This window comes from Cupriavidus phytohabitans (assembly GCF_000426345.1).
Classification (GTDB): domain Bacteria; phylum Pseudomonadota; class Gammaproteobacteria; order Burkholderiales; family Burkholderiaceae; genus Cupriavidus.
Genome location: NZ_AUFE01000010.1, coordinates 136023 through 149874 on the forward strand (window position 1 = coordinate 136023; position 13852 = coordinate 149874).

11 protein-coding genes are annotated in these 13852 nt (G+C 64.8%); 10 read left to right on the forward strand and 1 reads right to left on the reverse strand.

Features of this window, described 5'->3' with window-relative positions:
* Window positions 1-126: 126 nt before the first annotated feature.
* From ftsH to phoR, 10 genes are all read left to right on the forward strand, one after another.
* Window positions 127-2010, forward strand: coding sequence for an ATP-dependent zinc metalloprotease FtsH (gene ftsH, locus K309_RS0110550; RefSeq protein WP_029046380.1), 1884 nt, complete (start codon window positions 127-129; stop codon window positions 2008-2010).
* 134 nt (window positions 2011-2144) lie between these two features.
* Entirely contained in the window at window positions 2145-3020 is an 876-nt protein-coding gene (folP, locus tag K309_RS0110555; protein ID WP_029046381.1) for a dihydropteroate synthase, read from the forward strand.
* A 77-nt stretch (window positions 3021-3097) separates the two neighbouring features.
* The gene (gene glmM, locus K309_RS0110560; RefSeq protein ID WP_029046382.1) at window positions 3098-4441 is read left to right on the forward strand and encodes a phosphoglucosamine mutase; all 1344 of its coding nucleotides are present in this window, start codon (window positions 3098-3100) and stop codon (window positions 4439-4441) included.
* A gap of 231 nt (window positions 4442-4672) precedes the next feature.
* Window positions 4673-5704, forward strand: a complete 1032-nt coding sequence (pstS, locus tag K309_RS0110565) for a phosphate ABC transporter substrate-binding protein PstS (protein WP_029046383.1) — start codon at window positions 4673-4675, stop codon at window positions 5702-5704.
* A 118-nt stretch (window positions 5705-5822) separates the two neighbouring features.
* Entirely contained in the window at window positions 5823-6791 is a 969-nt protein-coding gene (gene pstC, locus K309_RS0110570; RefSeq protein WP_029046384.1) for a phosphate ABC transporter permease PstC, read from the forward strand.
* Window positions 6792-6796: 5 nt separating this feature from the next.
* Entirely contained in the window at window positions 6797-7702 is a 906-nt protein-coding gene (gene pstA / locus K309_RS0110575) for a phosphate ABC transporter permease PstA (RefSeq protein WP_029046385.1), read from the forward strand.
* Window positions 7703-7768: 66 nt separating this feature from the next.
* Window positions 7769-8557, forward strand: coding sequence for a phosphate ABC transporter ATP-binding protein PstB (pstB, locus tag K309_RS0110580; RefSeq protein ID WP_029046386.1), 789 nt, complete (start codon window positions 7769-7771; stop codon window positions 8555-8557).
* A gap of 55 nt (window positions 8558-8612) precedes the next feature.
* Entirely contained in the window at window positions 8613-9317 is a 705-nt protein-coding gene (phoU, locus tag K309_RS0110585; RefSeq protein ID WP_029046387.1) for a phosphate signaling complex protein PhoU, read from the forward strand.
* 27 nt (window positions 9318-9344) lie between these two features.
* Window positions 9345-10052 (forward strand): phosphate regulon transcriptional regulator PhoB, encoded by a 708-nt coding sequence (gene phoB / locus K309_RS0110590; RefSeq protein WP_029046388.1) that lies wholly within the window; start codon window positions 9345-9347, stop codon window positions 10050-10052.
* Window positions 10053-10187: 135 nt separating this feature from the next.
* On the forward strand, window positions 10188-11552 hold the full coding sequence (gene phoR, locus K309_RS0110595) for a phosphate regulon sensor histidine kinase PhoR (protein ID WP_029046389.1): 1365 nt from the start codon (window positions 10188-10190) through the stop codon (window positions 11550-11552).
* 73 nt (window positions 11553-11625) lie between these two features.
* On the opposite strand, the gene ppk1 is transcribed toward phoR, so the two are convergent.
* Window positions 11626-13752 carry a polyphosphate kinase 1 gene (gene ppk1, locus K309_RS0110600; RefSeq protein ID WP_084402390.1) on the reverse strand — a complete coding sequence of 709 codons (2127 nt, stop codon included), beginning with the start codon at window positions 13750-13752 and terminating at the stop codon, window positions 11626-11628.
* Window positions 13753-13852 lie beyond the last annotated feature (100 nt).

Below are 13852 nucleotides of genomic sequence, written 5' to 3' on the forward strand. Positions count from 1 at the left end.
AACAAGAGGGCGAAAGTGCCCCACCCGCACCTATCGGCGTCATAGTTTCGCTGTTTCCCCCCGAGGGCGGGCGCTGCATTACAATGCAGCTATCCGTTGGCAAGGCAATTGCAAAGGAGTTCGGCCTTGAATAACAACCTGTTTCAAAAGGCGGCAATCTGGCTCGTGATCGCGCTGGTGTTGTTTACCGTCTTCAAGCAGTTCGACAAGCCCCGTGCGCAGGACAGCGTCACCTATTCGCAGTTCATGGATGACGCCAAGAACGGCAAGGTGTCGCGTGTCGACGTGCAGGGCCGCAACCTGGTGGTCTCGCCCAAGGAAGGCGCCAAGTACACCATCATCTCGCCGGGCGACATCTGGATGGTCGGCGACCTGATGAAGTACGGCGTCCAGGTGACCGGCAAGGCGGATGACGAACCCAACGTGCTCGTCCAGGCCCTGTATTACCTCGGGCCGACCCTGCTGATCATCGTGTTCTGGTTCTACATGATGCGCCAGATGCAAGGCGGCGGGAAAGGCGGCGCATTCTCATTCGGCAAGTCGCGTGCGCGCCTGATCGATGAGAACCAGAACGCCGTCACGTTCCAGGACGTGGCCGGCTGCGACGAGTCCAAGGAAGAAGTGGTCGAGCTGGTCGACTTCCTGAAGGATCCGCAGAAATTCCAGAAGCTGGGCGGCCGCATTCCGCGCGGCGTGCTGCTGGTCGGCCCTCCGGGTACCGGCAAGACGCTGCTGGCGCGTGCCATCGCCGGCGAGGCCAAGGTGCCGTTCTTCAGCATCTCGGGTTCCGACTTCGTTGAAATGTTCGTCGGCGTGGGCGCGGCGCGTGTCCGCGACATGTTCGAGAACGCCAAGAAGCAGGCCCCCTGTATCGTGTTCATCGATGAAATCGACGCGGTCGGCCGCCATCGTGGCGCCGGCATGGGTGGCGGCAACGACGAGCGCGAGCAGACCCTGAACCAGATGCTGGTCGAGATGGACGGCTTCGAGGCCAATTCCGGCGTGATCGTGATCGCCGCGACCAACCGTGCCGACGTGCTGGACAAGGCCCTGCTGCGTCCGGGCCGTTTCGACCGCCAGGTCTACGTGGGCCTGCCGGATATCCGCGGCCGCGAGCAGATCCTGAAGGTCCATATGCGCAAGGTGCCGATCGGCAACGACGTCGACGCCTCGGTGATCGCGCGTGGTACCCCGGGCTTCTCGGGTGCCGACCTGGCCAACCTGGTCAACGAAGCCGCCCTGTTTGCCGCCCGCCGCAACAAGCGCGTGGTCGACATGCAGGACTTCGAGGATGCCAAGGACAAGATCTACATGGGTCCGGAGCGCAAGTCGACGGTCATGCGCGAGGAAGAGCGCCGTGCCACGGCTTACCACGAGTCGGGCCATGCGGTGGTTGCCAAGCTGCTGCCCAAGGCCGACCCGGTGCACAAGGTCACCATCATGCCGCGGGGTTGGGCGCTGGGCGTGACCTGGCAGCTGCCCGAGCATGACAAGTATTCGAAGTACAAGGACAGCATGCTGGAAGAGGTCGCCATCCTCTTCGGCGGCCGGGCGGCAGAAGAGGTCTTCCTCAATGCCATGAGCACCGGCGCCTCCAACGACTTCGAGCGCGCCACCAAGATCGCCCGCGACATGGTGACCCGCTTCGGCATGAGCGATTCGCTCGGCGCCATGGTCTACGTGGATACCGAGCAGGACGGCATGTTCGGCAAGCTGTCGTCGAAGACCGTGTCGGAAGCCACGCAGCAGAAGGTCGACGCCGAGATCCGCCGCATCATCGACGAGCAATACGCGCTGGCCAAGCGCCTGCTCGAAGATAACCGCGACAAGGTCGAGGCCATGACCAACGCGCTGATGGAGTGGGAAACCATCGACGCCGACCAGGTCAATGACATCATGGCCGGCAAGCCGCCGCGCCCGCCGCGCAGTGCGTCGGGTCCGAACGGCGGCGGCAGCACGCCTTCGGGCGGCTCGCCGGTGGCGCCGACCAACGCGCCTGCCACGGCCTGATTGCATCAGCTCGTCGGCCCGACGACGCCTGCATGCTGGCTGTGTAATGCATGACCCTGAAGCCGGTGCCTGGTGCACCGGCTTTTCCTTTTGCGCGGCCGGGCTCGCGCATCGCTTTATTGAGTATTCCGACCTTGCAGCAGACTCCACAGACCCGGTATTTCCAGTGCGGACGTTTCCGCTTTGCGCTCGACCAGCGCCCGCTCGTGATGGGCATCCTCAACGTGACACCCGACTCCTTCTCGGACGGCGGCCAGCACGCCAGCCGCGATGCCGCCGTGCGCCATGCCGAGCAGATGATCGCGGAGGGCGTGGATATCATCGATATCGGCGGCGAATCCAGCCGGCCGGGCTCGGCCGCGCTGCCGCTCGAGGATGAGCTGGCGCGCGTGATCCCGGTGGTCGAGGCGCTGCGCGGCTGCGGCAAGCCGCTGTCGATCGACACCTACAAGCCCGAGGTCATGCGCGCCGCGCTTGCGGCCGGCGCGGATCTTATCAACGATATCTGGGGCTTCCGCATGCCGGGCGCGGTGGAGGCAATGGCGGCGCCGGAAGCGGGACAGGCCGGGCTGTGTGTGATGCATATGCAGCGCGATCCGCAGACCATGCAAGAGGACCCGCACTACGACGATGTGGTCGGCGAAGTGGCGGACTTCCTGGCCGAACGCATTGCCGTGCTGCGCGCCGCCGGCATCGACGACGCGCGCCTATCGCTTGATCCGGGGTTTGGCTTTGGCAAGACGCCGGATCATAATCTGCGCCTGCTCGGCCAGTTGCCGCGGATGGCGCTGGAAGGGCTGCCGGTGCTGGCGGGGATCTCGCGCAAGTCCACACTGGGCGCGATCCTGGGCGGCCGCCCGCCACAGCAACGAATTGCCGCCAGCATTGCTGCCGCGGTGTGTGCGGTAGAGCGCGGTGCGTTTATCGTACGGGTGCATGATGTGGAGCAGACCGTGGACGCGGTCAAGACCTGGTGGGCCGTGCGCAATGAGTCCGTCACGGCTGCCTGAACCATCCCGTCAATCCAGGGCAGGCGCCACAGAGCGCAGGCAGTGCAACGCAAGACAGAACAGAAAGGGAACTGCGAATGACACGCAAGTATTTCGGGACTGATGGCATCCGGGGGCGCGTTGGCGAGGCGCCGATTACCCCTGACTTCGTGATGCGACTGGGCCATGCCGCCGGCAAGGTGCTGGCGCACGGCGCCAAGACCGGGCAGGGCCGCCCGACCGTGCTGATCGGCAAGGACACCCGCATTTCGGGCTATATGCTCGAAGCTGCGCTGGAAGCCGGCTTCACGTCGGCCGGCGTTCACGTGCTGCTGACGGGGCCGCTGCCGACGCCGGGCATTGCCTACCTGACGCGCGCACTGCGCCTGTCGGCCGGCGTGGTGATCTCGGCCAGCCACAACCCGTACTACGACAACGGCATCAAGTTCTTCTCCGCCGACGGCGACAAGCTGCCAGACGCGGTGGAGGCCGAGATCGAGGCCGCCATCGACGAGCCGATGCTGTGCGCGCCTTCCGACGATCTGGGCCGCGCCCGCCGCATCAACGACGCCCCGGGCCGCTACATCGAGTTCTGCAAGAGCACCTTCCCGCATGAGCAGGACCTGCACGGCCTGAAGCTGGTGGTCGATTGCGCCCATGGCGCCGCCTATCACATCGCTCCGCACGTGTTCCATGAACTTGGCGCCGACGTGGTTTCGATCGGCAACCAGCCGGACGGCCGCAATATCAACGCAGGCTATGGCGCCACCGCGCCCGCCAGGCTGATCGAGGCGGTCAAGGCCAATGGCGCCGACCTGGGCCTGGCCTTCGACGGCGACGCCGACCGGCTGCAGGTGGTGGACGCCGATGGCCGTCTTTATAACGGCGACGAGCTGCTGTACCTGATCGTGCGCGACCGCCAGGCCAACGGACAGGTGGTGCCGGGCGCGGTGGGCACACTGATGACCAATATGGCGGTGGAACTGGCGCTGCAGCGCCAGGGCGTGGAATTCGTGCGCGCCAAGGTTGGCGATCGCTATGTGCTGGAAGAACTGAACAAGCGCAACTGGACGTTGGGTGGGGAGGGCTCCGGCCACCTGCTGTGCCTCGATCGCCACAGCACCGGCGACGGCATCGTCTCGGCGCTGCAAGTGCTGGCGGCACTGCGCCGTAGCGGCAAGACGCTGGCCCGGTTGCTGGAGGGCGTTTCGCTGTTCCCGCAGACCCTGATCAACGTGCGCGTGCGGAAGGGCTTCGACTGGCAGTCGCATGCTGGCCTGCAAGCCGCGCGCGCCGCGGTCGAGCCGGCACTTGAGGGTCGTGGCCGGGTGCTGATCCGTGCCTCCGGCACCGAGCCGGTGGTGCGGGTGATGGTGGAGGCTGAACAGGCCGAAATGGCCGAGCGCGCCGCGAAGACGCTGGCCGACGCGCTGGGCACCTGATCCGACGCGCTTGTGACGCCAACGCCGGGCTGGTCCCGGCGTTTTTTTGTGCAATTTTGCAATTAACCGCCGTCACATTGCACCCGCATGACAGCTCGATGGCGGCTGGAAACCCAAGCTGGCGGCGGCTTTCAAGAAGATTTAAAGATGTCACGGAATTGTCATATAGGGAGCATACAGTTCGCCTTGTCAAAAATTTGTCATTCCCAACCAATGTTCTCTGGAGGACATATGAAGCTGGTCAAGACTGCCGTGGCAGGCATCGTTTCGATTGTCGTAGCGGGTACTGCGTTCGCGGCGGAAATTACCGGTGCAGGCGCTTCCTTTCCGGCGCCCGTGTATTCCAAGTGGGCCGACGCATATAACAAAGCAACGGGCAACAAGGTCAACTATCAATCCATCGGCTCATCGGGCGGCATCAAGCAGATTGGCGCCAAGACGGTCGATTTCGGCGCCTCGGACGCGCCGCTGAAGGACGAGGACCTGAGCAAGCAGGGCCTGGTCCAGTTTCCGACTGTGATTGGCGGCGTGGTGCCGGTGATCAACCTGCAAGGCGTGAAGCCGGGCGAGCTGACCATCACCGGCGAGGTACTGGCCAATATCTACCTGGGCAAGATCAAGAAGTGGGACGACCCCGCCATCAAGGCGCTGAACCCGCAAGCCAAGCTGCCGAGCCAGGACATCCTGCCGGTGCGCCGCGCTGACGGTTCGGGCACCACCTTCATCTTCACCAACTACCTGTCCAAGGTCAGCGCTGACTGGAAGGGCTCGGTGGGCGAGGGCACCACGGTCAACTGGCCGGGCGGCGGCACCGGGGGCAAGGGCAACGAGGGCGTGGCCGCCTTCGTGCAGCGCCTGAACGGCGCCATCGGCTACGTCGAGTACGCCTACGCCAAGCAGAACAAGATGACCCACCTGAACATGAAGAACTCGTCGGGTGCCGTGGTCAAGCCGGGCGACGATGCCTTCAAGGCCGCCGCCGCCGGCGCGGACTGGAGCAAGAGCTACTACCAGATCCTGACCAATCAGCCGGGCAAGGATGCATGGCCGATCGCAGGCGCCACCTTCATCCTGGTGCACAAGAACCAGGAAAAGCCGGCGCAGGGTGCGGAAGTGCTGAAGTTCTTCGACTGGGCCTACAAGAGCGGCGCCAACATGGCCGCCGACCTGGACTACGTACCGCTGCCGGAAAGCGTGGTCAACCAGATCCGCTCGACCTGGAAGACCAGCGTGAAGGACGCCTCGGGCAAGGCGCTGTACTGATCTGACGGCATCGCCGGCTCCGCGCAAGCGCGGGGCCGGTGTCCGGGCAGCCTGATTCCCGCCCGGACACCGCGCTCCCGCCCGGGCGGGAGTGGCGATCCACCCTGAATTCTCCGACATGGCGACTATCCCCTCCGATACCCGCGGCGTCCAGCCACCCAGCCGGCTCGGCGACGTTTTGTTCGGCGGCCTGACACGTGGCGCCGCCATCGTGACGCTGCTGCTGCTGGGCGGCATCATCGTCTCGCTGGCGATCAGCGCCTGGCCCTCGATCGAGGCCTTTGGCGCGCGCTTCCTGTGGTCCGCGGAGTGGGATCCTCCCGCCGATGTCTACGGCGCGCTGGTGCCCATCTACGGCACCATCGTGACCTCGCTGATCGCGCTGATCATCGCGGTGCCGGTGAGCTTCGGCATCGCCCTGTTCCTGACCGAGCTGTCGCCCGCCTGGCTGCGCCGCCCGCTCGGCACCGCCATCGAGCTGCTCGCCGCGGTGCCGTCGATCGTGTACGGCATGTGGGGCCTGCTCGTGTTCGCGCCGATCTTCGGCGAGTATTTCCAGAAGCCCCTTGCCGCCACGGTGGGCCAGCTGCCTGTGATCGGCAAACTGTTCCAGGGCGCGCCGCTGGGCATCGGCCTGCTGTGCGCGGGCGTGATCCTGGCGATCATGATCATTCCGTACATCGCCTCGGTGATGCGCGACGTGTTCGAAGTCACCCCCGTCCTGCTCAAGGAGTCCGCCTACGGCGTGGGCTGCACCACCTGGGAAGTGATGTGGAACGTGGTGCTGCCCTACACCCGCGCCGGCGTCATCGGCGGCGTGATGCTGGGCCTCGGCCGCGCGCTGGGCGAGACCATGGCCGTCACCTTCGTGATTGGCAATACGAACCTGCTGGACAGCGCATCGCTGTTCTCGCCGGGCAACAGCATCACCTCGGCGCTCGCCAACGAGTTCGCCGAAGCCGGCGCCGGCCTGCATACGGCCGCGCTGATGGAGCTGGGCCTGATCCTGTTCTTCATTACGTTCGTGGTGCTGGCGCTGTCCAAGCTGTTGCTGCTGCGACTCGCCAAGAATGAGGGCGCCAAATGAGCCAAATGACCCAAGCGAGCCAGGCTGTGTCTTCCGTATCGATCCCCGCCGTCCGTCCCGATGCCGATGCCGTGCGCGCGCGCCTGCAGGGCCGCCGCCGCCGCGTCAACCTGTACGCGCTGACTGCTTCGCTGGTGGCGATGGGCTTTGGCCTGTTCTGGCTGGCGTGGATCCTGTGGACCACCATCACGCTGGGCGTCGGCGGCCTGTCGCTGGACCTGTTCACGCAGATGACGCCGGCACCCAACACCGCCGGCGGCGGCCTGGCCAACGCCATCTTCGGCAGCTTCGTGATGGTGGGCATGGCCACGCTGTTCGGCACGCCTCTGGGCATCCTGGCCGGTATCTACCTGGCCGAGTATGGCCAGCGCTCGCCGCTGGCCAGCTTTATCCGCTTCATCAACGACATCCTGCTGTCGGCGCCGTCGATCGTGATCGGCCTCTTTGTCTATGCGCTGGTGGTGACCCGCATGGGCCACTTCTCGGGCTGGGCCGGCATCTGCGCGCTGGCGCTGCTGCAGGTTCCGATCGTGGTGCGCACTACCGAGAACATGCTGAACCTGGTGCCCAACGCGCTGCGCGAGGCCGCCTTCGCCCTGGGCACGCCCAAGTGGAAGATGGTGCTGTCGATCACGGTGAAGTCATCGTATGCCGGCATTGTGACGGGCGTATTGCTCGCGGTCGCGCGTATTGCCGGCGAAACCGCGCCGCTGCTGTTCACCGCGCTGTCCAACCAATTCTGGACTTCCGACCTGAACAAGCCGATGGCCAACCTGCCGGTGACCATCTTCCGCTTTGCCATGAGCCCGTTCACCGAATGGCAGCAACTGGCCTGGGCGGGCGTGTTCCTGATTACGATCGGCGTGCTGGCCCTGAACATCCTGGCGCGCATCCTGTTCCAGAAAAAATAAGCGGCGGCACGACCATCCCACGTTTCGCCCTGAAGACTGCAAGCTGACTGCAAGCGAGAGAACGCAATGACCTCCACCGTCATCGACATTCCTGATTCGGTACGCGCCAAGATCGATGTGCGCAACCTGAACTTCTACTACGGCCAGTTCCATGCGCTGAAGAACATCAACATGTCGATTCCCGACCGCAAGGTCACGGCTTTCATCGGCCCCTCGGGCTGCGGCAAGTCGACGCTGCTGCGCACCTTCAACAAGATGTATGCGCTCTATCCCGAGCAGCGTGCCGAGGGCGAGATCAACATGGACGGCGACAACCTGCTGACCGCCAAGCAGGACATCGCCCTGCTGCGCGCCAAGGTCGGCATGGTATTCCAGAAGCCGACGCCGTTCCCGATGTCGATCTACGACAACATCGCTTTCGGCGTGCGCCTGTTCGAGAAGCTGTCGCGCTCGGAGATGGATGACCGCGTGGAATGGGCGCTGACCAAGGCCGCGCTGTGGAACGAAGCCAAGGACAAGCTGAACCAGTCGGGCTACGGCCTGTCCGGCGGCCAGCAGCAGCGCCTGTGCATCGCGCGCGGCATCGCCATCCGCCCGGAAGTGCTGCTGCTCGACGAGCCGTGTTCGGCGCTGGACCCGATCTCCACCGGCCGCATCGAAGAGCTGATCGCCGAGCTGAAGGACGAGTACACCGTGGTGATCGTGACCCACAACATGCAGCAGGCCGCGCGCTGCTCGGACTACACCGCCTACATGTACCTGGGCGAGCTGATCGAGTTCGGCGAGACCGAGAAGATCTTCATCAAGCCGCACCGCAAGGAAACGGAAGACTACATTACCGGCCGCTTCGGTTGATTCGGCCGATTGTCACCGCAGGGCGTAGCATACCAACAGCGGACAGGAGAAACCCATGCCAGACAAGCACCTGTCGACCCAGTTCGACGCCGACCTCAACGCGATCAACACCAAGCTGCTGCAGATGGGCGGGCTGGTCGAGTCGCAGATCGAAGTCGCCATGCGCGCGCTGGCCGACTTCGACGCCGACCTGGCCGACCAGGTCATTGCACGCGAGCAGCAGCTCAACGCGCTGGAGGTCGAGATCGATGCCGATTGCGGCAACATCATCGCCCGGCGCCAGCCGACCGCGCGCGACCTGCGCCTGGTGATGGCCATTTCCAAGACCATCACCAACCTGGAACGCGCCGGCGACGAGGCAGAGAAGATCGCCAAGCGCACCAAGCACATCATGGAAGACGCGTCGGCGCACAGCATCAACTACGCCGAGGTGAAGCTTTCGGGCGAGATGGCGATCTCGCTGCTGCGCCAGGCGCTGGACGCCTTCGCCCGTCTGGATACCGTGGCGGCGGCGCGCATCGTCAAGGACGACAAGGCGATCGACGAGGAATTCCGCGGCTTCGTGCGCAAGCTCATCACGTACATGATGGAAGACCCGCGTACGATCTCGGTCGCGCTGGATTTCCTCTTTATCGCCAAGGCGGTGGAACGCATCGGCGACCACGCCAAGAACATCGCGGAATTTATCATTTACATTGTCAAGGGAACGGACGTCCGCCATGTCTCGCGCGAGGACATGGAACGCGAAGCCCTGAGCTGAGCCGCCTGATTGCGGAGAACGATACACATGCCGAGCAGTATTCTCGTTGTCGAAGACGAACCGGCGATCGCCGAGCTGATCGCCGTCAACCTGCAGCACGCGGGGCACTATCCGATTCGGGCCTATAACGCCGAGCAGGCACTGTCGCTGATGAGCGATGTGCTGCCCGACCTGGTGCTGCTGGACTGGATGCTGCCGGGCAAGTCGGGTGCGATCTTCGCCAAGGAGTTGCGGGCCAACGACCGCACCCGCCAGATCCCGATCATCATGCTGACCGCCCGCGGCGAGGAGCAGGACAAGGTGATGGGCCTGGAAGCCGGTGCCGACGACTACGTCACCAAGCCGTTTTCGCCCAAGGAGTTGCTGGCCCGCATCAAGGCCGTGCTGCGCCGGCGCGCACCGCAGCTGACCGACGACGTGGTGGCGATCAATGGCCTGCGGCTGGATCCGGCCACGCATCGCGTCACCGGCGAAGACGACAGCGGCCCGATCAAGCTGGACCTGGGCCCGACCGAGTTCCGCTTGCTGCACTTCCTGATGACCCATCCGGAGCGCGTGCACAGCCGTTCACAGCTGCTCGACCAGGTCTGGGGAGACCACGTCTTTGTCGAAGAGCGGACCGTCGACGTGCACATCAAGCGCCTGCGCGCAGCGCTTACCCCCGGTGGCTACAGCAACATGATCGAAACCGTGCGCGGCAGCGGCTACCGCCTCGCGCGCGTTCCCGGCGCCTGAGGGGCCCGGCTGGCGCGGGGCGGCGCCATTTCGCCCCGCGCAACTCCCCACGCTGCTGGAAGGGCGCGGCGAAATCGTGGCACACTCCGTCGCAACCCATGCGGCCACTGCCGGCCGCTAGCCTGAACCCTGCGCATGAATGTCATCTGGGCCCGTTCCGCGGCCATCCTGATCAGCCTGGTGGTGGTATCCGCCGGCGTCTACCTGGCCTTTGGCCCGGTCGCCGCGCTGGCACTGGCATGTGCGGCGCTGTTCGGGCTGCTTTGCTTCTACCTGTACCAGATCAACCGCCTGTGGAAAGTGCTCGACGCGCCCGTCTACGGCGAGATCCCGAGCGCCGTGGGCCTGTGGGGCGAGGTGTATTACCGGCTGCACCGGCTGGTCAAGCGCTGGCGCTCGCAGGTGCTGCAGGTCGAGCAGCAGCACACCCGCTTTATCCAGGCCATCCAGGCCTCGCCCAATGGCGTGCTGATGCTGGACGATGCCGACCAGATCGAATGGTGCAACGACGTGGCCGAGCAGCACTTCGGCCTGAACGCGCGCCGCGACGTGCGCCAGCGCATCACTCACCTGATCCGCCGGCCCGAGTTTGTCCACTACCTGACGCGGCAGCGCTTCGACGATCCGCTGGTGATGCGCGACATGGGCGAACACAAGCACAGCGTGATCGCGGTGCAGATCCTGCCCTACGGCGACAACCGCAAGCTGGTGATCACGCAGGACATCACCAAGCTGGAAAACACCGAAGCGATGCGCCGCGACTTCGTTGCCAACGTCTCGCATGAACTGAAGACGCCGCTCACGGTGCTGACCGGCTTCCTGGAAACCGTGCGCGACCTGCCGGTGTCGGAAGACGATCGCCGCCGCTATGTCGACATGATGCTGGTGCAGTCGGTGCGCATGCAAAGCATCGTCGATGACCTGCTGGCGCTGGCCAGGCTGGAGAGCGATGCGCAGCCGCCGGGCAACGACATGGTGGCCGTGCAGGCGATGGTCGCGCACCTGATTGATGATGCCGAGGCGCTGTCGCAAGGCCGGCACAAGATTGCGGCCGAGATCGACCCCACGGTGGGATTCCGCGGTGCCGAGACCGAGCTGCTGTCGGCACTGGGCAACCTGGTGTCCAACGCAGTGCGGTACACGCCGGAGGGCGGGCGCATCGCGTTGCGGCTGGGCTGGGAAGAGGGCCATGCCGTGTTCTCGGTGGCCGATACCGGGCTTGGCATTGCCGCCGAGCATATCCCGCGGCTGACCGAGCGCTTCTACCGTGTCGACCGCAGCCGTTCGCGCGATACCGGCGGCACCGGGCTGGGCCTGGCCATCGTCAAGCACGTGCTGTCGCGCCACCATGCCGACCTGCGCGTGACCAGCGAGGTAGGGCGCGGCAGTGTGTTCCGCATCATCTTCCCGCTGGAGCGCAGCGTACGCGGCCTGAGCGACGCGGCCGTCGCCGTGCCGGCATCGCCGCAGGCACCGGATTCGCCGCGCCGGGCCGCCTGAGCGGTTCGCCTGGGCGATCCACCAAAGCAGCAAGCCCCGCCGCGGCGGGGCTTGCTGCTTTTCGGACAGGCAGTTACGTATTGCCGCCGAACATCGCCAGCATGTCGTTCTGGCTGACACGCGGATGCCTCGAGCGTGTCTGCTTGCGCACGTAGTTGCCGTCCGGCTGCATGATCCATGCGGAAGCATTGTCGCGCAGGTGTACCTGCAGGCTTTCCTTGATCACACGCGCCTTCAGCGCCTTGTCCAGCACGGGGAACGCCACCTCGACGCGGCGGAACAGGTTGCGATCCATCCAGTCGGCGCTGGACAAGTACAGCACCTCTGCGCCGTCCGCGTGGAAATAATAGACGCGATGGTGTTCCAGGAACCGCCCGACGATCGACCGCACCGAGATGTTCTCGGACATGCCCGGCACGCCCGGCATCAGCGCGCAGACGCCGCGCACGATCAGGTCGATCTTCACCCCCGCGCGCGAGGCCTTGTACAGCTCGTCGATGATCGACGGTTCCAGCAGCGCATTCATCTTGGCGATGATCCGGGCCGGCTTGCCGGCGCGCGCGTGGCGGGCCTCGGCGCGGATATGCTCGACCAGGTTGGTATGCATGGTGAACGGCGACTGCCACAGGTGGTTCAGCCGGATCGTGCCGGCAGTGCCGGTCAGCAGCTGGAACACGTGGTGGACGTCCTCGCAGATCGCCTCATCGGCGGTCAGCAATCCGAAGTCGGTGTAGAGACGCGCGGTGCGCGGATGGTAGTTGCCCGTGCCCAGGTGGGCATAGCGGCGCAGCTTGACCTGCTTGGCCTTGGGGCCGGCTGGCTCGCGACGCACGATCAGCAGCATCTTGGCGTGGCACTTGTGGCCGACCACGCCATAGATCACGTGTGCACCGGCCGATTCCAGCCGCTCGGCCCAGTTGATATTGGTCTCTTCGTCGAAGCGTGCGAGCAGTTCCACCACCACGGTGACTTCCTTGCCGTTGCGCGCGGCGGTCATCAGTGCTTCCATCACCAGCGACTCGTTGCCGGTGCGGTACACCGTCTGCTTGATCGCGACCACGTTGGGATCGGCGGCGGCCAGCTGCAGCAGGTCGAGTACCGAGCTGAAGCTCTCGTATGGGTGGTGCAGCAGCACGTCCTGCTGGCGCATCACGTCGAACATCGAGGCTCCCCCGGCAAACGCCTTCACCGGCGCCGGCACATAGGGCGGGTACTTGAGGGCGGGACGATCGACCATGTCGGGGATCTGCATCAGCCGCACCAGGTTCACCGGGCCGGAGACACGGTACAGGTCCTGCTCGCTCAGGCCCGATTCCAGCAGCAGCCGGCGCGCCAGCGGAGCCGGCGTGTCGGAGGAGACCTCCAGCCGCACCGTGTCGCCGAAATGGCGCGTCGGCAGTTCGCCCTGCAGCGCTTCGCGCAGGTCGGTGATCTCGTCCTCGGAAACGAACAGGTCGGAATTGCGCGTGACGCGAAACTGGTAGCATCCGTGCACCGCGATCGCCGGGAACAGCTCGTGCACGAAGCCCTGCATGAACGATGACAGCATCACGAAGCCGAACGGGTAGCCCGACAGCTTTTCCGGCATCTTCACCACGCGCGGCAGCGCGCGCGGCGCCTGCACGATGGCGAGGTCCGCTTCGCGGCCGAAGGCATCCTTGCCGGACAATTCGACCACAAAGTTCAGGCTCTTGTTGAGCACGCGCGGGAAAGGGTGGGCGGGGTCCAGCGCGATCGGCGTCAGCACCGGCGCCAGCTCGCGCTGGAAGAACTCGCGGGCCCATTCGCGCTGCGCGTCGGTCCAGGTCGTTGTCAGGTGGAAAAAGATACCTTCTTTTTCAAGAAGTGGAAAAATGGTGTCCTGCAGCATGTCATACTGCGAAGCAACAAGCCGCTGCGTGCGCTCGGTGACAAGCTGGTAAGTCTGCTGGAAGGACAGGCCGTCCGGCGTCAGCCCAGAAGCGTTGTCGCGCATCTGTTCCTTCAGCCCCGCCATGCGGATTTCAAAGAACTCGTCCAGATTGCTGGATACGATGCAGATAAACTTCAGCCTCTCCAGCAGCGGTACTTTAGGATCCGCGGCTTGCGCCAGCACGCGGGCATTGAATTCCAGGATGCCCAGCTCGCGATTGAGCAGCGTGCTGGACGGCGTCGTCGACATGGTCATGACCTTCTTTTGGTAATGTGGCGACTTTTTCATAAAATCGTGTCACTTTTATGACGGTTTCATTTTGTCATGAGGCGGACATGACGAGGACATAATTTTCCGGGGCGCGAGCGCCGGCCGCGGGACACCGGTT

Bases quoted from the DNA above. Each gene is read 5' to 3' on its own strand.
- pstB (WP_029046386.1), top strand. From the start codon at position 7,769: ATGACCTCCACCGTCATCGACATTCCTGATTCGGTACGCGCCAAGATC.
- phoR (WP_029046389.1), top strand. From the start codon at position 10,188: ATGAATGTCATCTGGGCCCGTTCCGCGGCCATCCTGATCAGCCTGGTG.
- ppk1 (WP_084402390.1), bottom strand. From the start codon at position 13,752: ATGAAAAAGTCGCCACATTACCAAAAGAAGGTCATGACCATGTCGACG.
- pstS (WP_029046383.1), top strand. From the start codon at position 4,673: ATGAAGCTGGTCAAGACTGCCGTGGCAGGCATCGTTTCGATTGTCGTA.
- phoB (WP_029046388.1), top strand. From the start codon at position 9,345: ATGCCGAGCAGTATTCTCGTTGTCGAAGACGAACCGGCGATCGCCGAG.
- phoU (WP_029046387.1), top strand. From the start codon at position 8,613: ATGCCAGACAAGCACCTGTCGACCCAGTTCGACGCCGACCTCAACGCG.
- pstC (WP_029046384.1), top strand. From the start codon at position 5,823: ATGGCGACTATCCCCTCCGATACCCGCGGCGTCCAGCCACCCAGCCGG.
- glmM (WP_029046382.1), top strand. From the start codon at position 3,098: ATGACACGCAAGTATTTCGGGACTGATGGCATCCGGGGGCGCGTTGGC.
- pstA (WP_029046385.1), top strand. From the start codon at position 6,797: ATGACCCAAGCGAGCCAGGCTGTGTCTTCCGTATCGATCCCCGCCGTC.